14 protein-coding genes and 1 pseudogene are annotated in these 23,683 nt (G+C 52.9%); 10 read left to right on the forward strand and 5 right to left on the reverse strand.

What is annotated here, in order from left to right; genetic code table 11:
- The first annotated feature begins 179 nt into the window (after nt 1-179).
- Nucleotides 180-2,759 (forward strand): hybrid sensor histidine kinase/response regulator, encoded by a 2,580-nt coding sequence (locus tag ACP59X_RS04685; RefSeq protein ID WP_428565579.1) that lies wholly within the window; start codon nt 180-182, stop codon nt 2,757-2,759.
- Nucleotides 2,760-2,778: 19 nt separating this feature from the next.
- Here the strand turns inward: ACP59X_RS04685 and ACP59X_RS04690 are convergent, their stop codons facing one another.
- The 3 genes and pseudogenes from ACP59X_RS04690 to ACP59X_RS04700 all read right to left on the reverse strand — a co-directional run.
- Nucleotides 2,779-3,336 carry a hypothetical protein gene (locus tag ACP59X_RS04690; protein WP_428565581.1) on the reverse strand — a complete coding sequence of 186 codons (558 nt, stop codon included), beginning with the start codon at nt 3,334-3,336 and terminating at the stop codon, nt 2,779-2,781.
- Nucleotides 3,326-4,660 (reverse strand): AAA family ATPase, encoded by a 1,335-nt coding sequence (locus tag ACP59X_RS04695; protein WP_428565582.1) that lies wholly within the window; start codon nt 4,658-4,660, stop codon nt 3,326-3,328. Before ACP59X_RS04695 ends, ACP59X_RS04690 begins: the two co-directional genes overlap by 11 nt.
- A 43-nt stretch (nt 4,661-4,703) precedes the next feature.
- Nucleotides 4,704-5,204 (reverse strand): annotated as a pseudogene (locus ACP59X_RS04700) (magnesium chelatase subunit ChlI family protein); the annotation flags it as partial.
- A 32-nt stretch (nt 5,205-5,236) separates the two neighbouring features.
- On the opposite strand from ACP59X_RS04700, the gene ACP59X_RS04705 reads away from it, so the two are divergent.
- Nucleotides 5,237-5,506, forward strand: coding sequence for a helix-turn-helix domain-containing protein (locus ACP59X_RS04705; protein WP_156180973.1), 270 nt, complete (start codon nt 5,237-5,239; stop codon nt 5,504-5,506).
- Nucleotides 5,507-6,208: 702 nt separating this feature from the next.
- Here the strand turns inward: ACP59X_RS04705 and ACP59X_RS04710 are convergent.
- Both ACP59X_RS04710 and ACP59X_RS04715 read right to left on the reverse strand, forming a co-directional pair.
- A complete protein-coding gene (locus ACP59X_RS04710; protein WP_043638451.1) occupies nt 6,209-8,128 on the reverse strand; it encodes a DUF927 domain-containing protein in 1,920 nt (639 codons plus the stop codon).
- 133 nt (nt 8,129-8,261) lie between these two features.
- Nucleotides 8,262-9,737, reverse strand: coding sequence for a hypothetical protein (locus tag ACP59X_RS04715; RefSeq protein WP_428565586.1), 1,476 nt, complete (start codon nt 9,735-9,737; stop codon nt 8,262-8,264).
- Between the two features lie 227 nt (nt 9,738-9,964).
- Here ACP59X_RS04715 and ACP59X_RS04720 point away from each other — a divergent pair, with 227 nt between their 5' ends.
- From ACP59X_RS04720 to ACP59X_RS04755, 8 genes are all read left to right on the forward strand, one after another.
- Entirely contained in the window at nt 9,965-11,554 is a 1,590-nt protein-coding gene (locus ACP59X_RS04720; protein ID WP_053062252.1) for a DNA methyltransferase, read from the forward strand.
- 273 nt (nt 11,555-11,827) lie between these two features.
- Nucleotides 11,828-12,211: a hypothetical protein gene (locus tag ACP59X_RS04725; protein WP_428565588.1), complete on the forward strand. Its 384-nt coding sequence runs from the start codon at nt 11,828-11,830 to the stop codon at nt 12,209-12,211.
- Between the two features lie 412 nt (nt 12,212-12,623).
- Nucleotides 12,624-15,353, forward strand: coding sequence for a DUF499 domain-containing protein (locus ACP59X_RS04730; RefSeq protein ID WP_428565590.1), 2,730 nt, complete (start codon nt 12,624-12,626; stop codon nt 15,351-15,353).
- Nucleotides 15,353-16,342, forward strand: a complete 990-nt coding sequence (locus ACP59X_RS04735; RefSeq protein WP_428565592.1) for a hypothetical protein — start codon at nt 15,353-15,355, stop codon at nt 16,340-16,342. Before ACP59X_RS04730 ends, ACP59X_RS04735 begins: the two co-directional genes overlap by 1 nt.
- Before the next feature lie 12 nt (nt 16,343-16,354).
- Nucleotides 16,355-19,636, forward strand: coding sequence for a hypothetical protein (locus tag ACP59X_RS04740; protein ID WP_428565594.1), 3,282 nt, complete (start codon nt 16,355-16,357; stop codon nt 19,634-19,636).
- Between the two features lie 2 nt (nt 19,637-19,638).
- Nucleotides 19,639-20,160, forward strand: a complete 522-nt coding sequence (locus ACP59X_RS04745) for a hypothetical protein (protein ID WP_428565596.1) — start codon at nt 19,639-19,641, stop codon at nt 20,158-20,160.
- On the forward strand, nt 20,160-22,946 hold the full coding sequence (locus tag ACP59X_RS04750) for a DEAD/DEAH box helicase (protein WP_428565598.1): 2,787 nt from the start codon (nt 20,160-20,162) through the stop codon (nt 22,944-22,946). Before ACP59X_RS04745 ends, ACP59X_RS04750 begins: the two co-directional genes overlap by 1 nt.
- Before the next feature lie 94 nt (nt 22,947-23,040).
- Nucleotides 23,041-23,676 (forward strand): PIN domain-containing protein, encoded by a 636-nt coding sequence (locus ACP59X_RS04755; RefSeq protein WP_428565600.1) that lies wholly within the window; start codon nt 23,041-23,043, stop codon nt 23,674-23,676.
- The last annotated feature ends 7 nt before the right edge of the window (nt 23,677-23,683 follow it).

The following is a 23,683-nucleotide window of genomic DNA, read 5'->3' on the forward strand; positions in this document are numbered from 1 at the left end:
AAGCGCGCTTAATTCGTACTCCAGGCCGCGCCCCCCAGTCAAGGGGCCGCCGGCTTTTCCCCCGGTTCCTCGTCCCATGCCTCGGCCAGGATCGCGCAAACGATTTTTTTCGTGAGAATGGAAAGGCGCTTTTATTTTCGGCAAACAGCCTGTAAGGATATCCATACGGGAGTATTGCCGTGGCTTCAACCGACTCACCTGCCTCCGTGCGCACCGTGCCTGGCGCATACGCCTTCGCGTGGGGCTTGGCCGTTTTCGCCGTGGTGGGCGGGGTGGCCGTCTGGGTCGGCCTGCTTTGTCGGGAGGCCCTGGCGGCGGTGTTTCCGGTTCTGGGAGCCTGGGGGCTGGCGGCCATCGGCGCGGGGCTGGCGGCCCTGGCGGCGGCATTGGCCGGTTTCGCCGTGGACCGGCACCTGCGGCTGCGGCTGGCCTTGCGCCAGCGCGACGCCGAGGTCGGCGCGGCCCGGGCCGACCTGCTGCGCAGCAACCGGGCGCTGACCGCCCTTGGCGCCATCAACCACGAATTGATCCACGCCGTGGACCGCGACGCGTTTTTAACCAGCGTGTGCGAAGTGCTGGTGCACCGGGCCGGGTACGACCTCGTCTGGGTGGGCATGGTCGATCCGGCCGGGGGCGGGCGGGTGCGCGTGGCCGCCCGGGCCGGCGAGGACGCCGAGTGGCTGGACAGCCTGGACATCCGTTGCGACGGAGGTGCCCGGGCTCAGGGGCCGGCGGGCACGGCCATGCGCGAAGGGCACCTGGTCTATGTGCCCCGGTTCCAGGACGAGGCGTTTTTCCGCAACTGGCCCGACCGGCCGGCGGCCTTTTCCCGGTATGTTTCGGCCATTGCCTTGCCGCTGCGCCTGGGCGGGCGGGTGGTCGGGGCGCTGACCATTTACGAGCGCCGGGAACGGGAGTTCGGCGGCGAGGAAGTGGCGCTGCTTGGGCAAATGGCCGCGGACGTGGCCCATGGGCTCCATGTGCTGCGGCTTTCGGCCTCGCGGGCGCGGGCGGCCGTGCTCATGCGCCAGGCCTTCCGGGTCAGTACGGCCATGGCCGCCACGGCCCGGGCGCTGGTGTCCGGCGACCTGGACATGGCCGGCATGTCCGGGCTGGTGCTTTCCCGGGCCATGGAACTGACCGGCAGCAGCCTCGGGACCCTCGGCCTGGTCGACCGGCGCACGGGCCGCGTCGACTGGCTGGTGACCATCGGGCCACAGGGCGTCATCCCGGCCGACCCGGCCCATATCCGCGAGCTGTACCCCGATGTCGCCGGCCGTTTCAGCGGCGCGTTCGCGCCGGTGCTCAACGACGGCCTGGCCCTGCGGCACAACGGCCAGGCAACCCTGGACGACGTCTGCCCCTGCTTTCCGAACATGGGGCGGGTGACGCGGTTCCTGGCCGTGCCCTTGCGCCGGAGGGAGGGGAAAACCGGCGGCATCCTGCTGCTGGCCGAGGCCGGGGAGCCCTATCTGGAGCGGGATTTACGGTCCACCCAACGGCTGGCCACGCTGCTGGAGATGGGCGCGGCCCGGCTGGCCGTGGAGCAGGAACTCGACGCGGCCAGGCGCCGGGCCGAGGCGGCCAGCCAAGCCAAGACCCAGTTTCTGGCCAACATCAGCCACGAACTGCGCACGCCCATCAACGGCATCCTGGGCATGGCCCAACTGGCCATCCTGGAGGGCGCCTCGGGCCGGGAGGGCGAATACTGGCAGACGGTGCGCGAATCCACCGACCGGCTGGTGGATATCGTCGACAACCTGCTGGAACTGGCCAGCGTCGAATCGGGTTCGCTTTCGCCCATGCTGCGGGAATTTTCCCTGCGCCGGCTGCTGGATTCGTTGCGCGGCACCTATTCGGTGCGGGCCGGCCTGGCCGGGCTCAGCCTGGAGTGCGACATCGACGCCGCCTTGCCGGACAGGCTCCTAGGCGATCCCTTCCGCCTGCGCCAGATCCTGGCCCATCTGCTGGACAACGCCATTCGCTTCACGCCGACCGGCGGCGTGACCCTGCGGGCGCGCCTGGTGGACGCCCGGGAGGCGGTGGAGGCCAGGCAGGTGTATATTTCAAGGGAGTTCGGTGGATTGTGTCTCGCCTTTGCCGTGCTGGACACCGGTATCGGCATCCCCAAGGACAAACAGGCGGACATCTTCGAGAGTTTCGCCCTGGCCGAGGAATGCCTGACCAAGCGGTTCGGCGGCACGGGCATGGGGCTTTCCATCGCCAGCCGTCTGGCCGAGCTTTTAGGCGGCACCATCCGGGTGGAGAGCCGGCCGGGGTTTGGCAGCACCTTTTCCCTGACCATCCCGTTGTGGCCTGTGGCCGACCGGCAGGCGGAGGAGGGGGCCTCGAGCGCGCCCACGACGCTGTCGCCGCTGCGCATCCTGGTGGTCGAGGACGAGGCCGTCAACCGGCTGGCCCTGGCCCGCAGCCTGCGCAAGCTCGGCCACGAGGTGACCGAGGCGGACAACGGCGAGGAAGCCTTGCGCAAGCTGTCCCTGGACCGGGTGGACGTGGTGATCATGGACATCCAGATGCCGGTCATGGACGGGCTCACGGCCGTGTCCCACATCCGCAACGGCGAGGTGCCGGGGGTCAACAGGCGGCTGCCGGTGGTGGCCCTGACGGCCTATGCCCTGGAGGGCGACCGCAAGCGGTTCCTGGCCGCCGGCATGGACGAATTCGTGACCAAGCCCTGCGACATGGACCAGCTCCTGCGGGCCGTGGCCAAGGTCGTGGGCGTGCGTCCGGCCGGCTAGGGCGTATTTTCCCGGCGGGCTAGGGTGTGTAGCTCCGCAAAAGGTGGCGTTCTTCTCGCGGAGCGCCGGCGAGCAGCCACTCGACGGGCTTTTCCGTTTCATGGACTGGGTTGACCCAGGCAATCTCACCGATTTCTTTTCGTATATCGACGCATTTCGGGCAGATCGCGCGCACGGTATCGTCGCTGGATGCCACGCGTCGTTGTGCCTGTAACGCGGTTTCGATCAGATGCAGGTCCTTATGGAGATTCGAAAATGCCTTTGGCGATAGGTTGCTGTCACCAAAGGCGCTCCAGAGTCCCTTGTCTTGCGTGACATGCACCATTCTAGCGCGGCGTCTGCTGAACATTGCCACAAGCCATCGAGCGCTCAGGTGGGATTGGTGTCGGAGCCACTCGTCTTTTGTATGGGAACTCACAGCCACAATGTGCTGCGTATTTTCCAGGAAAGTTTCCAGAAATTCCCGGCAGGCCTTGGAGACGGGGTGGTCCGTCCGTCCGGCGGACCTGCCGACGGAGGCATCGACGACGATCTCCTTGGCGGTTTTTTCCGCCGTCCGTTGCTGCTTACTTTTCATTGCGGGAAAGCCTTTCTTCCACGGCGTCGAGGTAGGCTTTCTCCGTCAGGAGGGCCGTTGTGTCGAAGTCCTGAGGCCAGTCGCCGAAGGAGCCCGTCTCGTCGAGTTCGGCGCAGGTGACGGTGGTCGAGCCGTCCTCGGGGCTTCTGGAGAACCAATGGAGCTTGACGATGGCCGGATCGAGTTCGCCCTTGGCCACGAGGGTCTGCACGCCGCGTATGAGGATGTCGGAGTGGGTTTCGATGACCACGAGCACGCCGCGTTTGGAGGCCTCGGCGATGATGGCGGCGAGCTTGTATTGCGCCAGCGGGTGGAGGTGGATTTCCGGCTGCTCGATGTAGACGAGCTGCCCGGGGGCGGCGGCGAGGAGTGCCACAAGTACCGGGAGGACCTGTGAAACGCCAACCCCGACATCGGCGATGTTAACTAAATCGGAGTCGCCGTCTGTAGAGGAATATGGAAGTCGGCCGACTTTGAGCTCTACCTGGGTTGCGTCTAGCGCTGTTGATGAAATAATCGATGTTAATCCTACATATTGCAAGTGGTTGCATATAGTTATTATATTGTCACTGCGGTTTTGTTGCCATATTCGGATTATGCTTGCGACGTAGTTTTCAAATGTCCCAGAATATTTATTCCCGACGCCTGATGTTTTGTAAGATCGTTCTGGATTTCTTCGTAATCCAGGCAGGTGGATGATATTCGTTATTTCATCTTCTGCGTCAAAAAAATTAGTTGTTATCGACATTGTTGTTTTTTTGCAGCCGAAAATAGAGTTGAATTTTGCAGTAAGGTCCAGCGAGATGCGTGACTTTATTATTGTAAAGTTGATGTCTGTTATGTCGGTGACGTGAAGATAGCTTCTGACTGATCGTAGATAAGCAGATACATCTTCTATTGTGGTCATTTCAGAAAGAGTGAATGAGGTGGAATCTTTCTCTTTCAGTGTCACTCTGTTAATATTAAGTCCAAAATCGCTATTTTCACTATATTCTAATGTTGTTGATTTGTATCTGTCGTGTATTGTTATGGAAAAAATGCCATTGTTTATTTTGGGGCGGGATAATATTTGTTGGGAGCTCGTAAACCGAACATTTGGCCCGTCAAGTAGAAAAACTCCAGGATCGTAAGGGGATTCTAAAGTTTGCTTCATTAATAATAGGGGCTGCATTATGCTTGACTTGCCGGAGCTGTTGGCGCCGGCTAAAATTGTTAATGGACTAATGTGAAGCGTTTGCTCATGAATAAGAGATTTGAAGCCAGCTACTGAAATAGCCGACAACGTGCTCGTTTGCCGTGGTGCGAAATTTAAGTCGATGACCATGCGCACACCTTATCGGAATCCAATCCGCTCGGAAACAATAACTTTACCCCAGCCGCTGCCGGTCCAGATTCCGTAAGTTGACGGCCTCGGCCAGGTGCTCCACGCGCAGGTCTGCCTCGCCGTCGAGGTCGGCGATGGTGCGGGCGATGCGCAAAATGCGCGTGTGGGCTCGGGCCGAAAGCCCCAGCCGCCGGACCGCGCCGTCCAGGAAGGCGTGGCCCTCGTCGGGAAGGGCGCAGAATTTCGAGAGCCAGCGCCCGGACAGCCGGCCGTTGACCGAAAAGGGCAAGCCGGCAAAGCGCGCCGCCTGCACCGCCCGGGCCGCCAGCACCCGCGAGCGCATGACCGCCGAGGTCACCGGCGAGGCCTCGGCCCGCAGCTCCTTGTACGGCACCGCCGGCACCTCCACCTGCAGGTCGATGCGGTCGAGTAGCGGCCCGGAAAGCCGCGACCGGTAGCGCCGCACGTCGGCGTCGCCGCACACGCAGGCATGGCGCTCGTCGCCCAGGTAGCCGCACGGGCAAGGGTTCGGTACAGATTTCAAACTCAATTTATTCAGCATTATTGAATAGTTATATGACTTTACACTTTGAATTTCCCAAGACAATCTTCTGCAAAGGATACCCCGCAGCGCCCCGCTTTCTTGGAGAGGAAATCCGAAAAAAACGGATGGACCTCGGCCTTCAAATAACTGACTTGGCCGAAGCTCTGTCCGTTGACGAGAGCAGTATCCTCAACTGGGAAATACGCGGAGTCAAGCCAAAGAGGGGAAACTTGCGGAAGATTGAACAGTTCCTAAAAAAAGGTACGGCAGGGGTGGGGTGGGATAGAATCTCTGGTAACTAATCGAACCGGCAGCCGTCTTAACTCATCAATAGTATTGCGAAACTCCTAAGCAGCTTTAGCTTCTTCGGTAGACTCAGTTTTTGTACTATCGCAATTCTTTAGACAAAAAATGGATTTAACAAAGATATTGTAATGCAAGTCTCTCTGCTCTTGCGACTCGAAGGGGACAAAATTGAAAACTACATCCCAGTTGTGTCTCGATTTTTTCTTTTCCAAAGTGATGTCCTTCTTTGATAGTTAAGGACATCTTAGTGTAAAAATCCGGCCCGAATTGGCCCCGTTAATTGCGTCGAATGGGTCCTCTGTCGTCGCCCTACCCAGTCATAGCCAATGTGCCCCCCCGGTGACCATTTGCCCATTTTCCCGAGAGTGCCCTAATCCAGCACGGCCGGGGGGGCATAGGCATGGGCAAGGCGAACAGCACTATTCGGGTTAGGTGGCATTTTGTTGGCCAACCTTAACCCATCTCGTATTCTGCGCAGAAAGGCACACAGGGAGTTTTTATTTGCAAATAGGGCGCTAGGCCGTCTGAGGTGGAAACTGCCCTGTGCTTGGCGTACACGCGGAAAATGGCCAGACCTTCGATACGCCAGGGCGCGGTGCATTTCTCGTGGCAGTCAGCACTCGGGAGGCTCTTGAAAGCCAAACAGCCCCTGGCCGTTATGGCGCAGGGGCTGTCGTCTTTTGAATGGTCCAGCAGGGCTAAATGTCGGTGTAAAAGTCGTCAGTTCCGGTCGAACCGACATGAGAATCCCAGCCGTCCTCGTTCCCATGAGGCAGCATTTCAGGAGCAATATTGTTTTCCTGTCCATTCTCGGCACCCTCCCCGCGACGACGGAAGGTGTCCTTAAAGCATTCACTGAAATCCAAATGAAGAACGCGGTGGTGGATACCATTCACGAACTTGCGGGTACCAATGCGGTCAGGATCACTGCTCAGGACAATCCCGCGTTCATGGAGGCGCTTCCAAAGGCGACCCTTGGTTTCAAGGTTAAATCCCTTGGACTTAGTTTTGTTGTGAGCGATTTCGTAGCTGGTGGCGGGCAGCAGGTAGAGGTTATTGCCATTGATCCAGCCCATGCAAAATCCATTTTTTTGCCACTCACCGTTGACGTTAGACCAGCCAATAAATCCCTTACGTTCAAAAGAATGGAATTCGTTGGGGTTAATGAAGTTAAAGTGGCCCGCTCCGTCGGTCATGGCTTCGATAACCTGATCGAAGAAGAAGTCAACAGCATCATCAAAGTAGAAAACCTGATTCTGGTTGTATCCGAGTTCAAGGAAGACAGCCTTCGCATGGTCCATAAACATCGATGCCTCGGCATCAGTAATAGCGCTGATGCTCTTTGCGTAATACATGAACATCCCAAGACCAATAAAAAGCTTCGCAGTATTGTCAGGAGTCCTGGAATGGATAGCGCGAAGTTCGCCGAACTGCTCACGCATCTTCTCGAATTGAGCAGGGATGAAATCCTTAAGACTGTCGTAATTAGTAGCAAGCCACTTGATGTAACCAGCCATAGCATTTTCAAAAATGCCGTCCTTGGCATACTGCTGCATCTCGGTGAGTTCGTTGGAATCAATATCCCCCTTGTTGAGCTGGACGACGAAAAGACGAGCAAGAAGGCTGTCACCCCTCGGCAACGTTTCGCCGCTGGTCATAATCATGGCACGGGAAAAAAAGCTCCGGGCCAACGCGTTTTGAAACATCCGTTGACGACCGGCGGTATTCCCCTGTCCACGGAAAATACGCTCCGCCTTTTTCTCCAAGTCCTTGTAACCAAAAGAGGACTTTTCGTTGCGCAGGTAGGCAAAGTCGTCGATGACGAAAAGCGCATCCTTGGCAACAAAGGCCATGATTTCGAGGGCGTTCTCGGTGGAGGTCCAGTTGCCGGGCAGGTTATCGTGGAACTCCCGTCCATAGTGGCTCTGGCAAAGCATGGTCAGCTGGGACTTGAAGGACCCGGTCGCGCCGTAAAGAAACACAGAGAGATCAAGAGGCACCATGCCCTGGAGCGGGGCCAGGTAGGTCGCCCCCAGGAGGGGGAGAATGACTTTGCTCGGGTTCATCTGGGCAAGAGCCAGGCAGGACTGGACAGACTGGACAAGTGCTTCGTGGTCATCGGCCGGGTTAATGGAGATCTTGCTCAAGCGAGGATCTTCAATGGAGACTTCGTAGGCGGCGGCGTCCATGTCGGTGCCAATCGCGGAGCCATTCGTCAGGTAGGTGTGTCCGAGACCGTGGGTGGATTCAGTCCAGCCCGTGTGGCTCACGACCGTCTTTTTCGGCACCACTCCGCTGATCACGCGAATCGCCAGGGGCAGGAGGTGCTTCACCTGCTTGATGGGATAGACCATGGCGAGCGAACCGTACTCACTGATCCAGCGCAGAGAGTCGAACTTGTCGGACGGAACACAAATGCTCGGGAGGGGAGAACCGTCGCAAAGGGCCGCTTCGATAAGGAAATAAATCTTGGAATTGATGCCGTCGGTGACAGTCCTTTCTTCAACAATCACGGAAGAAAAGTTACAAAGCTTGTCGTTGTTGTCGTCATCCCCGTGAACCTGCGAGATACACCCTTCAATAATGCCAAAGTTAAAGTTGCCGTGCGGATTAAGCATGTCAATCTCCTGTTGTTTGCAGTGGGATCATTGCTTCCAATGACCCCACTGTAGCCCAGGAGTGGGAGGCGAGGAGGCCCCGATTTTAGGCCCTGGTGGATCCTTTTTGGGGGGGGCTTGATCTCGAAAATGGTTAATGGTTGGACCGTTTTTTCTTTTTGTAGTTGGCAATCCACCGTCCAATGGATTTCTTCGAAACACGGCTATACCCGTAGTCGTTAGCGACTTGTGACAAGAAGTCTTTGTGCAATTCGCGGTCAAGCTTTAAATATTCCAAAGTAAGCATGTCTATGTGCTGTAGAGAAATCTTAACAAAATGTTCTGAATTTGCATTATAATAATCACGCATCCGCTTTCTTCTGTCTTGACTGCATGTGGAAAGCTTTTGAGCTGAATAACGTCGTGAGTCAAATTCAGGGCGAATTTTCCCAATCATGACGTTGTAGAGCAAAGCGGCCTCTTCTTCTGCTTTGGGGAGGATTGTATCCATTCTCATTGGGAGTTTTTCTTCAATAATTGTATTGTATTCTTTGTAGATATCGACGGTTTGCTGTCCAAGTTCTTGAAACTTGTCGGAGTGGGTCTCGATCCCTATCACGCTTAGCCGGCCTACTAGCGCATTAAATTTACAGAGTTGTTCGGTGAAAATGGTATCTGACAATATCGATTCCCACCAAGCAGTGAGCCTCAATACACCTGCAGGCTGCAGTTCTCGTGGTTCAATGATAAATCTATTCCAGTGGTATAGAATTTTGGAACATTTTGCTTTGATCTTTTCTTCAAGAATCATGAGAGCCTGAACAGTCTTGAGCTTTATCAATTCCTGAGAATCACATGAAAATTTGGCCAGAATATTGATAGAACCTGTGTTGATGAAATTGATTACGGTCGTGTAGCCAGAGTCTTCGGCGCTTGCGGGAACAATATTGTATGATGCTCTGTCTCTTCCAATGAAGATGTTGCCAAGAAAATCAGAGAGAACATCCTTGTCCTTGGCTTTGATGACATTGACGCCATCCACTTCATGTTCTTCTAGGTCAATAAAGATCGTATAATAAAAACAGACAAAACGAATAAATTCGTAGGCGAAGACCATGTCGTATGACTGTGTTTTAATTTGCTTGATTTCTTCAATGATGGTCTCTTGTGATGGAATTTCAAAGTAGTTGTCTGGATTTGATTCGAATGTGCCGCACAGTTGGTTCAGAAGAATAATATATTCGCTAATAAGGAGAAGGACTTCCGCAGGAGCTGAATTGCGAACAGGAAAAGCAGACGGGTTAAGCAAAAACAAAACTTTCTGTAGCTGAAGGGTGCAATAGTCGTAGAAGTTATCAATATTATTTTCTTTGTCTTTAAAGATAGCCTCCGCAACCAAGTCTTTGCCCATAATGGAGATGAGCTTGGAGCAGATTTCAAATGGGAACTTCGCCATGAGTTCCATAGTGTTTGCGTGTGAAATTCTCCCAACCTCTGTGTCGGTGACGCCATGGGCGGGGACTCGGTCAGAACCAAGGAGAATCGCTGCTGTCATTGAACGGTCTTTGGAGAAGGAAAAGCGCGCGAAACCCAGGTTCAAATCCGAGGTGGACTGTGCGTCTGCAGGCATAAGTGAATTCCTCCTGGCGACATGTTTGATCGAGGGGCCTTACCACGGGCCAAAAGGCTTGCAAATGGCAAAATGGTTTCGGCGTAGGCCCGCGATAGTCGTATGTATCTTGTTTTGCAGTAATTTTTTCAAAGGATCCGTGGGCTAGTTTTCGTTGATCCCCATTGAGGACCCCATCCCGCCTAGCATTGGCTCCAGCTTGAACGCAAAAGCAAAGGAGCCAAGACATGAACACCATCACTTTCATTGCTACGGCGAACATTGTTCCCAACTCTGGTTATTCTCGCGCTGTTATGGATCAGGACTTGATTGAATTTATCCGCAATAGCATTCGCCAGAACAACGGTCTTAAGCCTGGGAATGCTCTCAAGGTCCGCCAGATTCCCAATAACACCTTTGAAATTATTGATGGCCATATTCGTTTTGAGGCCGCCAAGCAGGAAAATATCGATGAACTTCCTTGCATTGTTGTGGAAATGGACGACGACGAAGCCTACATGGCCTTGATCCACGAGAACAAGTGCCAGGAGATGACTGCCTTGGACATCGGTATTCATGCTCTGGGATTCGAGGCGCGTGCGGGTGGCCGGGGCAACAAGAGCGACCTCACGCTTTACGCCGAAAAGATCCGTAAGCACCCCCAGAACGTCCGTTTGTACCGTGATGGTGCCAAGGTGTACAAGCGCATTGAGGCTGAACTGACCTACGAGGATAAAATGAAGCTTCGCAGCAAGGCCACTGTTTTGTGTGACTTTAAGAATCTTAATGATCGGTCTTGGTTGGGTTTGTCCAAGATCGTGGTCAACGGTAAGTATGGCACCCCCGATCTGAAGAAGGGAATCCGTCTCGTGAAGAAGGTCATGGAGATGGATAACGGTGATGAATGGATCGACGCCTTTTTGCCCTATGAAAAGATTATTAAGCTTTCTATGTTGAAGCATACGAGTTTTCACATCATTGCTCCTGTTTTTTATGAGCTTAATCGCCTTAAGCAGTTCTATGAAAACAATCCTGGAGCTGGTAATATTAATGAACTTTACGATTGGCTTGCCGAGCATGGCCTTGAAACTGACCAGAATGGCGTTGAACGGCTTAAATTTCGGAACATTGTCAAATACTGTAATTCTATCATGAACGTGAACAACAAGGAGATGGCTTCGTGGGTCGAAGGCGATTGCCTCGAACACATCCATGAAATTCCTGATGGTTCTGTGGCTCTTCTGCTGACTGATCCTCCCTATGGTTGTACGTACCGTTCCATTTCTGACAGGACTAACCGGACCATCGCCAACGACAATCCCGAGGATGCGACCCGTATTCTTAAAGAAAGCCTTGAGCAGCTCTACCCCAAGATGAAGGATGATTCGTATATCGTTGTGTTTAGTGGCGACAAGATGCTGGCGGACTTCATTAACGTTATCAAGACGGCTGGCTACCATTACGAGGGAGTGGCTATTTGGAAGAAGTCCCAGCACACGCAAGGGTCTCTTATCTGCGGCCTTCGCCCCATCACCGAGAAAATTATTTATGCCACCAAGGGGAAGCCTGTCCTGTATAATGCTATCAATGACCACTTCGAGTATCCCAACGCTAAGAACGAGTTCCACCAGACCGAAAAGCCGGCGGGTCTCCTTCGGGAGTTGATTGGGGCCATGACTGTTCCCGGGGACAGCGTCGTTGACTGCTTCGCTGGTTCCGGCTCCACGGTGGTCCAGGCCAAGGCGATGGGGCGCAATTGGTGGGGCTGTGTCCTTGACTCCGATGACTACCAGAACGGGTACATGCGCCTGAATGAGGAACTGCCTGAAGCTGCTTAACATACTTACTTGGTATTGAATGGTCTGGATTGGTTGGAAAATTTTGGTCCAACATCGTCCTCCCCTTGATAGGGTGCGTGTTTCCGAGTAATCCTAAGAAATGGTATCCCAAGAGTCGCTTGTCATCCGGGTATGGCCGTAGGGACCGATACAACGTCAAAATGCCGGCTTTCCTCTCTGAATGAGGAACCGGCATTTTGGCGTTCCCATTGGTGAAGTGATGAAGAGAGGGGCGTTGGCCTGCCCTTCCCCTGCCAACCCAAGGAGAAGCTGATGCTGCCGCGAAGAGCCGTTAAAACGTTCCTGTTGGCTATCCTGCTGCTGGTCGGAATGTCCGCGTCGGCAATTGCCCACGAAAATGGCGACAACGACAACTACCGGCTCTACGATGAAAAAGGGCGGTATCAGGGCAGGGTCCAAGACGATAAGATGTACGACGCCCGTGGTCGGTACGAGGGACGCTTGAAGGAAAGTTCGGACGGGAAGACTGTCCGAATTTACGACAACAAAGGCAACTATCAAGGGCGCGTCAATAACGACAAGATTTACGATTCTAAAGGGAATTATGAAGGGCGTGTGAAAGAAAGTGACAAAGGCGACTCTTATAAAATTTATGATAATAAAGGCAGCTATAAGGGACGATCCAGGAAATATTGAGCAATATTCTAGTGAGTCAATGCCCCAAATTGTGATATTTGTAAATGTTTGCTTGGCATGCTGCACTTTTTGAATAGTTTTTTTTGTTCCAATTTCATAGTTGATTGCACTTGGATTGTTTTGTCGCTAGGGATATGCTGCAGCTGTGTCAAAAATTTTGGCTGTTGATTGTGCCGCTCGCTTTCTATGGTGTATTGTTAGATTCTTAGTTTTAAAATGGACAATATGCAATTGTTGAAATGCTTCATGGTCTAGTTTAAGTGTTTCGGCTTGTCCGATTTGCCGTCATTTATATTTTCAGCTAGTGTAATTATGGAACAGTTTAGTATGTTTGTGGGTTACAATTTCGCGCTGCGTTGCCAAGCGTAAATAATAAATTTATTCTTATTGAGATTAATGGAGGGCAAGGATAATGCTTGGACTGACTCTTCGAGATGAGTTTCGGGGCAAACGCCTTAAAGGGACAGCCATTGAGCTCTCCAACGAATCGAACACCGGCGCGACCCAAATCGCTGCGAAGGAATTCCTTGAGATAACTTACCCGACCCATGACATCCTAAAAGGTATCGAGGCCGTTGGCCCGAACCAAGGACGCCCGGTGGTAGTCATTGGTGAACGGGGCCTTGGTAAGTCTCACTTGATGGCGGCACTCTACCACGCGGTGAATGACTCGGCCTCAACTGGCGCATGGCTCAACTCATGGGCAAGCACCCTTGGCGAACCGCAGATTGGGGCAATCCCTCTTCGCAGCGGTATGCTGGTCATCGGTGAGAGTCTGCACCGGCAGCGCTACAAGTTTCTTTGGGATTTGTTGTTCGAGCGGCACCCCCATGGCACCTACATCAAGGGCAAATGGGAAGGTATGGGGACGGGGAAGACGGATATCCCCTCCGATCAGCTTATTCTCGAAATGCTACGCCAGAGCCCGACCATGCTTTTGCTAGACGAATTCCAGACTTGGTACGATGGCCTCACCAACACCAAGCAATACCCCTGGAAACAATGGGCATTCAATTTCATTCAGATTCTCTCCGAAATTGCGAAGGGCCACCCAGAACTACTTGTGCTCGTTATCTCCGTTCGCAATGGCGGCAGCGATGCCTACCAGCAGGTGCACCGCGTAAACCCGGTCGCTATCGACTTCAAGGCTGGTGGCAACCCTGAGCGCATCCAGCAAGATAGGCGGCGAATGCTTCTACACCGCTTGTTTGACAACCGCTTGCAGACTCCTGCCCCTGCCATCGAATCGTTAATGGGTGTACACATATCCGAGTATTTTCGCTTAATGGATGTTCCGTCTTCAGAGCAAGAACGCAAGCGGAAGGAATTCATCGAATCCTGGCCCTATGCGCCACACCTGCTGCGTCTACTCGAAGAGCAGGTGCTAATCGCAACGGACGCACAAGAAACACGTGATATGATCCGCATCCTGGCGAACCTCTACAAGAGCCGTGGTGAGGTTGTCCCGGTTCTCACCGCAGCGGACTTCCAACTCGATGACGACGCTTCGGGGATTGGCGCCTTGTTGGATTCGGTATCAAACGCACACCACCGTACCCTACGCGCCAAGGCGCAACAGAACATCATTTCAGTGACCGAAGCTGTCCCGGACCACGCCAGTACCGCCCCACACCTCCAGGAAATCATCGGGTCACTCTGGCTACGGTCTATTGCTGTGGGCAACCTCGCTGGAGCAGAGCCTGCCACCCTGCAAGCGGATATTACTCGTAGCAAGGCAATCGACAACAATGCATTTCAGGTTGAACTAGCCACCATTGTGGAGAATAGCTTCAACATTCACCAGGATCGCCCCCGGCTGGTCTTCCGTGAGGAAGAAAACCCGCAAGCGAAATTGATGGCCTGTGCCCGCAACGACAAGCTTTTCTCGGATGGCTCTGACCTAGCCCAACTCGCCAAGGAAGTCCGCTACGTCATAGGTGGGACAGAAGAAGTCGCAAAAAAATTTCGCGTAATTGCGTTACCGAAGTCCTGGGTATCTGACCCCTGGTCGACGTTGGATGAATCCGAACATCCGGAAAAGTGGGACGACCGTCTGCCAATCCTTGTCCTCCCGGAGGAGCCGAATAAGCTCGACGAGCGTTTGGGACGCTGGCTCAAGGACCACCTGCAGAAGCGCCGGAACACCATCCGATTCTTATTGCCACGGGCTGGTTCAAAAAACTCGTTCCACGACCGCGACCTACTGATCCTAGCACGCGCCGAAATGAAAGCTCATGAATGGGGCAGCCAGAGCCCAGAATATAGAAAACTGCAAACCAAGTACCAGGGCGAACTTCGTGACATTTTGAAGAAGCGCTTCGATCGGTTCGCTGTGCTTAATCGTTGGGATTTTACCGATCCGAGCCAGTGTCGTTTCAGTGTTGAAAGTCTGAAGAAGCAAGGGTCTCAAATCCCAGATGTTATCGAGGAAGCCTTGCTCAACGATCTGTTCGTGCCTGAGGATTTTGAGGACCTCGTGATGCAATACGCCACCGAGAACTACTCGGTTGGCAAGCTACTGAAAGAGCTACAGGAGCCACGGCCTGGTGGGCTGGACTGCATTCCCTGGCTGGGCGAAACCTTGATGAAAGAGCGCATCCTGCGACTTTGCGCACGGGGTAAGGTGGCCATCAATTTGAGAGGGATGGAGTACCTTCAAACACAGCCGGGAGAGGATGAGGAGACCGCGTGGAAGCGTTTGCGCCCCAAGCTCTCATCCACTGGACGCCAGCTTGACGAAATTTTCTTCCTTGAGCCCTCTGCCGTGCCAACCACTGGGGGGACTACCCCGCCTGCTGGTGATCCGGGTGGCGGAAGTCTTTTGGGTGGCACAATAACCCCATCGCCCTCAGGAGACGACACAACCTCTGGTGGAACGACGGTTCCGCCACCCGGTGGAGGTGGGATTTTCGGCGGCACAACGGTTACCACTGGCAAACCACGCGTGAGTTATAAGAATCCGCCCACATCACCTCTAAATTTGATTGGCAAGCTTGAGGGCTGGGGCATCGACGCTGCGACTCCAGTAACCGAGGTCTCTATCAAGGTGTCGGCCGCGACAGGTGCTCAACTCAAGGATCTGCTCAAGAAACTGCCCGATGGCATGACCTTCGAACTTGCTCTTGAGAAGGAGAGCAACTGATGGCGATAAACGCCAACGTCCTTCAATGCCTAACCAAAGGCACCCCTGAAGACGCATGGCGCATCATCATCGACACGGCCGTTGAAATTTCGTCCAAGCCCTTGGCAGCTACAAATGCCCAGAGCGAAGTCACCAAACGTGACCGTGAAATTGGAATGCTCGACTACTTTCTTTCTTCGAGCGGATGGGACTTGTGGCGGGCATTCGGTGACACGGTAGAGCGGACCTCAGATAGGATCGTGCGATGGTGGGCAAAACCCTACAGCGCAAAAGCAATTTTGATTCTAGATGGCCTGTCGCTCAGAGAGCTTCCATGGCTGACCCAAGGGGCCAAGGAGCGCGGGTTCACGTTACAGGGGGTCACGGCCACTGCGTCCGAACTGCCGGGTGACACCAACCAGTTTGCGCAGGCGTTAGGGTTTGGGAGTCGTAGCCAGCTTCAAAGCAACAATGGCGGCCTAGCCCACAAACTCCAGACTGCACAGACTGAGTCTGTAGATATCGCGTGGAAGGATTGCGCAGGCCTGATCAATAGTGCTCCGAACTGGGTGTTTTGGCACCACTGGCCAGATAGCAAGGTACATGATGGTTCAGGCGCGGGTCAGGGTCTCGACATGCTTACGCATGATACTGCCGAGCAATTGAGTAGCGACGACTTTTGGACATTCATTGAACGCTTGGCGACCGGGCGGCGGCTGGTGATCACGTCTGACCATGGTTATGCTGCCACTGGATATTTCCCCGACGCGGATGGGGAGGTTGGGCAGTTCCTCAAGAAAACTTTCTCCAGCGGGCGCAGCATCGCAGGCAGCAGTAAAGCCGGACCTTTTGTACCTCCCGTGGCAATGCAGATTACCAGCCCCCATGGTGACCACCTTCTTGCGGTTGGGCGTTGGAAGTGGAAAAGTCAGGGAGGCTACCCGACATTGACGCATGGCGGCCTCTCTTTGCTAGAGGTGCTGTCGCCCTTCGTCGAACTCACGAAATAAGGATCGCGCCACATGGCAACGAAGAAAGAGCTCTTAGCGCAAGAAATCGCTAAAGCTGTCGGCGCAGGCAAGGCCGTTGAACTTGAGACCGTTGATTTCAACGATCCAAATCGTCCCAAGACCTGCCTAGAAATCGACTTTCCTATTTTGCCGGTCAATCAGGTAGCTGTTATAGAGGGCAATGCGAGTAAGCCGATCTACCAGATGTCTAAATGGTGGGCACGGCGTCGCTCTAGTGTGTTCCGCTCAATGTTGATTGCAGCTGCAACAAAAGCTCCTGAAGACAAATCACATGCGGCCAAGCTCGTGTGGGACAATTACTACGCCAACCATAAGAAGAAAGGTGCCTTCAAGAACTTGAAGGTCGCAGATATTTTCATGGGTGGTGGCACCACATTGGTCGAGGGTTCACGCCTTGGGATGCAAATGTTTGGTAATGACCTGAATCCAGTCGCGTGGTTCGTCGTCAAACAGGAACTGGCCGACGTCAACCTTGACGAGGTGAAGAGCTTACTTGCCGACATTGAGGCAGAAGTCAAACCACAGATAATGCCATATTATTACTGTGATGGCCCAAATGGCGAGAAAGGCAAATGGACTCACATCGCTACTAATCGAGTAATGGGGGTCAATTTCGACCCCCTTAGTCTAACGCCTGAGCAGCGACACGAGTACAGCTACGAAGGCCCGGAAATCATCTATACATTTTGGGCCAAGCACGGCCCATGTCAGGTTACCGGTTGCGGACACCTTACCCCGATCATGGCAAGTCCAGTGATGGCGGTAAAAACCATGTCCGTCAAATATTGGGATCATACTTGTAGTAGTTGTGGCTTCTATTTTCACATTGAGGACGCCGTTGCGCGCATGGCTCCCGATGTTCCTCTTTACGTTTCCCCTGCAGAGTACCCATATTCGATGTTTGACTCGAAGCGCGGTGCTCAGTGCCCTAAGTGCAGTCATATAATTGGGAATAAGCCAGGAAAAGGGAAGAGAAAAAAGGTTGAGTTGTCGTTACTTGTTCATCCTCAATGGCTCGATGGTACGCCTAAAACCAACGAAAGCGATCAACTTTTTGGCGGTTCAGCGCAGGATGACGCTGCTTCAACCACACTCTGGAATCAGCATCGTGCCAATGCCATCCGTTTATTAGAAGTTAGAGGGATATTGCCTAGATCGGTAATTTGTCCGGAAACTGGAGTAGTAATTATAACTGATGCGCGCGGTGGAACGGCCGCACTAAAAGACAAAATCAATAAACAGACCAAACAAGTAGAACTAGATAGCGAAGGAGTAGCAATAAAAATATCTGAACAGTCAACATTCGTCTGTCGAGCAGACGGCACAAGGAATGATGTACTAGAAGCTATAAAAGCAACAAAAAAAACAGGGCCAATTGCGGCGTACGCAATTCAAGGTTACGCTCCAGTTGCTGATGAAAGCGGCGCAGCTTACAACGGACGGTTTTTTGCACCATTTGCACACAAGCTGGCTCTGCAGTATGACGCTGCCGCAGCAGAATGGGAACAACGTAAAAATAAAGACTTATTGGAATTCTGGCCACGCGACGAGTTGTATCATTATGAGTCTGGGAACGATAGCAAGCTGTATATTCAGCCTAGCCATGGGTTTACACACTGGTGGACGATGTTTAACCCGAGACAACTGCTCGTTAATTCGCTACTACTGAAAGCCATAACCGAAGCTGGAACATATAAATGGGATGTTCGAGAGTATGTATTAGGCGCTTTTCAACAATATCTGAGAAATCAAAATTTATATTGTTTTTGGAACAGTCAAGGTGACAAGCTTGAACCGTTATTTTCCAACAACAATTTTCACCCAAAATCGACATCTGTCGAAAATGGTGTTTTTTCAAGACTTGGAAGAGGCAACTGGTTATCCTCTTCCAATGGTATTCTCGAAGGTTTGGAGTGGACTAAAAGCCCATGGGATTCCGTTAGCGTGGAAGCGCTAAAGAGGATCTTGCCCCAATTTTCAGATGCTTTTGCAGGGAAAAGTGAAAAAGTATGGCCAGGTGATGCAGTTACTGGTGCTGTAATTACACAGGGGTCTTCAACTGAGATAGCACAGATTTCCGAATCATCCGTTGACTTGGTTATTACTGACCCGCCATTTGGAGCTTTAATCCACTATTCCGACCTTTCGGACTTTTTCTATTCGTGGCTCCGAATGCCACTGAAAGACAAATATCAAAATATATTCACGGGAAACCATACTCCAAAGTCAATTGAAGTTGTTGCAAACAAAGGTCTTGAGCCCGAAGACCCAGATGGTTTCTACCAACGGCTTCTGACACAATGCTGGCGAGAAGCTCATCGCATCATGAAGTCCGGAGGCATTCTAGCCTTCACATTCCATCATAGCAAGGATGAACCTTGGGTCGCTGTCCTAGAGTCACTCTTTGACGCCGGCTTTTACCTTGAAGCTACATATCCGATTAGATCCGATGAAACCAAAGGTGAAGGTGAATTCGGCTCTAAAACTATCGAATATGACATTATCCACGTCTGTCGGAAGCGCACTGAAAAACCTATGGCAGTCAGCTGGGGCCGGATGCGCCGAGAAGTATTGGCTGATGTCCATCAGTTGCAGGGTATGCTGGAAAACCATGCGAAAGAGGGCCTTCCTGCAGCTGACCTCCAAGTGATCCGACGCGGTAAGGCTCTGGAATATTTTTCACGACACTATGGGAAGGTATTCGTTGACGAAGGCCGCACCATCAGCGTTCGCGACGCGCTGGTCGGCATCAACCAACTCATAGATGAGGATGTCAACCGGATACAGGAGCCGCCGCCAGTCATTGCCGAGCCAATTACGAGGCAGTTCCTACGCATTTTTGACGGTAAAACCGAAGTTGCTCGTGACCAGATGCAAAAGTTCATGCGCGGTTCGGGCATCGCACCTGACGAGTTTGAACACCGTGGCTGGTGTAGTGAAAAGAATAAGATCTTCACGTTAGTTGATCCCCTTAAGTTCGCTCAGGATTGGCAGGGGAAACATAAACGCAAGCTTACCTCAGATTTGGATCAGGCATTGGTCCTAATCGGAGCTTGTTTCGAGGGCAGTGGTATTAATGCCTCAGACACGCTAAAAAACGACAATTTCAAACCACACGCTGCATTGAAATCTTTGCTTGATTGGCTGAGCAGACGAGGCACTAACTCCCAACTCTGGACCGCATCCTCGCGGGCACTTTCCATCTACAATAGCTGGGCGGCCTCACATCAACAGCAAGTGAAGCAGCTCTCGCTATTTTTTGACGTGGAGTAGCCATGAAAATTTTGCAGGGTGACGTTTGGAAGCGGCGTGGCGTAAGTCTGCTGTGGGGCGGTGAGACTCTTTCGCGTTTGGCGCAGCCGCAGAACGTCATGTCGATCCGCCAGTTCTTCGCCATGGTGGGAAACTGGCCTAGCGACCTGCCCTGCAACGAAGGGAATACACTGGTTATCGCAGGGTTGGAAGGTTGTGTAGACCTATTGGAACCTACAGAGGCCGAAAGCTGGTTGGAGAGTGATATGCGCCCTGCAATCCTGGCATTTCAGGATGAGTACAATCTAGAGGCAGCGCTTGTTTTCTGGCTACCTACTGGCAAGAATCGAGTTCGAATGAAAAGTGCTACCGAGGCATATACCTGGGTTTGCTCCGCACCTCACAGTAATCAGCAATTGGATTTGGGGCGTATTCTCTGGGCAGGAGCCGAAGAAGACGTAGCTCGGATCGTTGATCCCAACTGCACCAATCTCGACCCTGATGGTCCTGGATGGATAGGGTTGCATCACCCGAGGCTTTCCTAATGGAAGTGGTTCAAGGGGTATTCTCCCCCGGCGAACGGATTACCCATCTTGAATTTGGGCAAGGTGTCGTTCTAGACACAGCACAAGATGGATACCTACGCGCTTTTTTCGGTGTTGGCGAACGCCGGGTGCCGATTGGTTCGATTCGCCGCCAGTTGTCCCGCACAGAGCGGATGTTACGCGCCGTTGACGGCGGTGCTGACCGTGCGCGTAAAGCTTGGTTGTCTTATGAGGCCCATGCTCTGCCAGTGATGGAGAGCGCGGCGGCGTTGACTTCTGCCAAGATTGACTTGCTCCCCCACCAAGTGGTGCTGACTCACCGGATAGCCACCGCCTCGCCTCGTCGTTACCTCATCGCTGATGAGGTTGGGCTTGGGAAAACCATTGAAACGGCGCTTATCCTTAGGGAACTCGCTAGCAGGGGGGAGCTGAAGCGTTCCCTTATGGTGGTGCCTGCTGGGCTTGTAAACAATTGGCACAGGGAGCTTAATGATGTCTTCAACCTCGATTTCGAGGTGTTTGGCTCCGAGGGCGATATCACCGACAGAAAGACCAACGCCTTCGCTAAGCACGACCGCCTGATTGCCAGCATCGACACTCTCAAACGCCCGGCACGCATCAAACGAATTCTAGACGCGCCACGTTGGGACTTGGTTGTGTTCGACGAGGCACACCACCTCACCGCCTACCGCACAGGCGGGAAGGTTAGGAAGACTGAGAACTACAAGCTGGCCGAAGCCCTGAAAACCCATACACGGGATTTGATGCTGCTTACAGCCACACCCCATCAGGGCAACCATTTTCAGTTCTGGATGATCGCGCAGCTACTAAACCCGACTTTGTTTGGAAGCCCTGAGGAGATGCTTGAGAACCGTCATCGGCTAAATACGATAATGTTCCGTCGCACCAAGGCTGATGCCTGCCAGCCCGATGGTTCTCCCCTGTTTGCTCGCCGGTGGGTTCATACTGAGTCCTTTCTCATGAATGAAGAGGAACGGCTGTTTTACGAAAAGCTGCGGGAATATCTCGAAGACGGCTTTAATCTAGCTCGCCGTCAAGGCAACCAGGGCCGTGCGCTTGGCTTCCTGATGGCAATATTCCAAAAGATTGCTGCTTCAAGCTTTGCTGCCGTGCGAAGGACATTGAAACGCCGCCTCCTGATGTTGACCTTGCACGAAGCTTTCCTTCGGGACCAGGACCTGGATATCGAAGGCCGCGAACGCTTGACCGAAGAAGCGCGGGAGTTGATCCACGAGGAGTTCAAGGTTTCTCGTGATAGCATGGGTCGCATTGAGGTGGACCGGATGCTTGCCGATTTGAAATATCGGCTGGTCAAGAAACTTGACGAAGAAGCGCTGGAACTCGCCTCAGACCCTTACGCCAGTGAGTATTCTGCTGTGCACGCAGAGGAAGCCGCTTCGGCTGTCGTAAAACTTCATCTGCCCGAAGAGCGCCTGCGCATCGGTGAGCTACTAAATATTTTTCCTCAGCAACGAGAGACCAAAGCGCAAAAGCTACTCGATGGCCTAGGCACCCTTTGGCGGCAGAATCCAGACGAGAAGATCGTGGTTTTCGCCACATACCTTGGTACGGTGGATTTGATCTCAAAAGAGATCGAGCAGACATTTCCGGGGCAAGGGGTGGTGGTGCTACGCGGCGGCGACCACGGGGCAAAAATCGCAGCTGAACGCCGATTCCGCCAAAAAGATGGGCCACGTGTACTAGTTTGCACTGCTGCTGGTCGCGAAGGCATCAACCTGCAATTCGCCCGAATCTTATTCAACTTCGACCTGCCGTGGAACCCGATGGACATTGAACAACGCATCGGGCGCATTCATCGATATGGCCAGAACCACACAGCCCAAGTCTACAACCTTGTGCTATCGGACACCATTGAAGGGCGGATATTCCTACTGCTCGATGACAAGCTGACGGAGATTGCGAGAACAGTGGGCAAAGTCGATGGCCATGGGAACATCGCGGAAGACCTGCGAGCCCAGATTCTTGGCCAACTATCAGAGCGCCTCAACTACGACCGCCTGTATCAAGAAGCTCTGTCCGATCCTGAGCTCAAACGCACTCAGGTGGAACTTGAGGCAGCGCTCTCGAATTCCCGTGAAGCACGGCAAGTGGTGTTTGACCTGTTCCAAGACCTCGAGGGCTTCAGCTTAGACGACTACAAACCATTTTCCGACGTGTCTTCGGGGCTGGGCCGCTTAGTTCATTTTCTTTCGGCGGCGGTGGCAGATCGTCAGCAGCGAATGGTCAAGGTGGATGATGAAACCTACGACCTTGTAGCGGCCGAGGGTGCCCCCCGAATTCGTTTTACATTGAATCGAGATACAGCCACGAGTCGTGACGACCTTGAGTTGATGGGGTTGGATCACCCATTCGTCCAGGAAGAATTGGGGCGCTGGCGGAGTTTGGCACCAGAAGAGCTTGGTATCGCCGTCAGGGGAGACGTAGATGCACCAGTTTTGCTGTCTCTCTGGCTGGTTGAAACCTCTACCGGAAACGGAGAGCGCCGCGTCTTTGTGCAAGCTATCGCAGTAAGGCAGGACGGTACGCGGGTGCCAGCGGTGGAGCGCCACTGCGAAAAATACCTGCAATCACAGACAACAAAGTCGATATTTTCGACCGAGCAACGAATCGAACTTTTCTCGCAAGTCGTAGAGCCAACCCTTCAGCGGGAACTCAAGCACAAAGGCACAGCAAATGGTGATGGTAGCTACTCAGCGGAGTTAATTGGCTATGTTGAGATTGGCGCTAGCCACACATTTATGTAGAGCCTTGGCAGTAGCAACAATGGCATTGGCCTTGTGTTTAGCGACGGCTATAAATAGTTAATATGGCACTAATCGTTGAAAATAAGGTATCTATATGATTAACGTTGTTTTTGACACAAACTTCTACCGCAGCCAAAAGTACTGCTGGGAGAGCCAGAAAATCAAGTCTATTAAACGTCTATGTAATGAAGGGTACATGAAGGTTTATGTCCCGGAAATCGTCGACAGGGAGATTAAGCGCCACCTTTTGTCGGCAGGAAAGGAATCCTATGTCCGACTAAAGAAATTGATCAAAGACTATCCGTCAATTATGCCCGCAACTCATGAATATTTCAATCAGGCATTTTTAGCACTAGAAAGCTGTAAAATTGCTAACGAAACAGAAAATCGTTTGATAAAAGATTACGAAGACTTTAAAGAGAGCATATCTGCAGTTGTAATTCCCATTAATTACAAAAAAGCGGAATCAATTGTTAACAACTACTTCAGTACTGCCCCTCCATTTGAAAAGAAACAGGACAAGAAAAATGAATTCCCGGACGCGTTTGCACTAGAGTCAATCAAGTCATACTTTTCGGGTGACTTTGTAGTAGTTGTCTCTGAAGACAATGGGTGGGAATTGTTTCTTATAAGCGCCGGAGCAATAATGCCCCCCTGGAGCGACCGAATTCCTCGGTTGCGCCGGTCCGAAAGTGTACCGGCTAAAGCCTTCCACTCGATCTGCTGGTAAAGAGCCG

Source organism: Solidesulfovibrio sp. DCME (assembly GCF_049995385.1).
Classification (GTDB): Bacteria; Desulfobacterota; Desulfovibrionia; order Desulfovibrionales; family Desulfovibrionaceae; genus Solidesulfovibrio.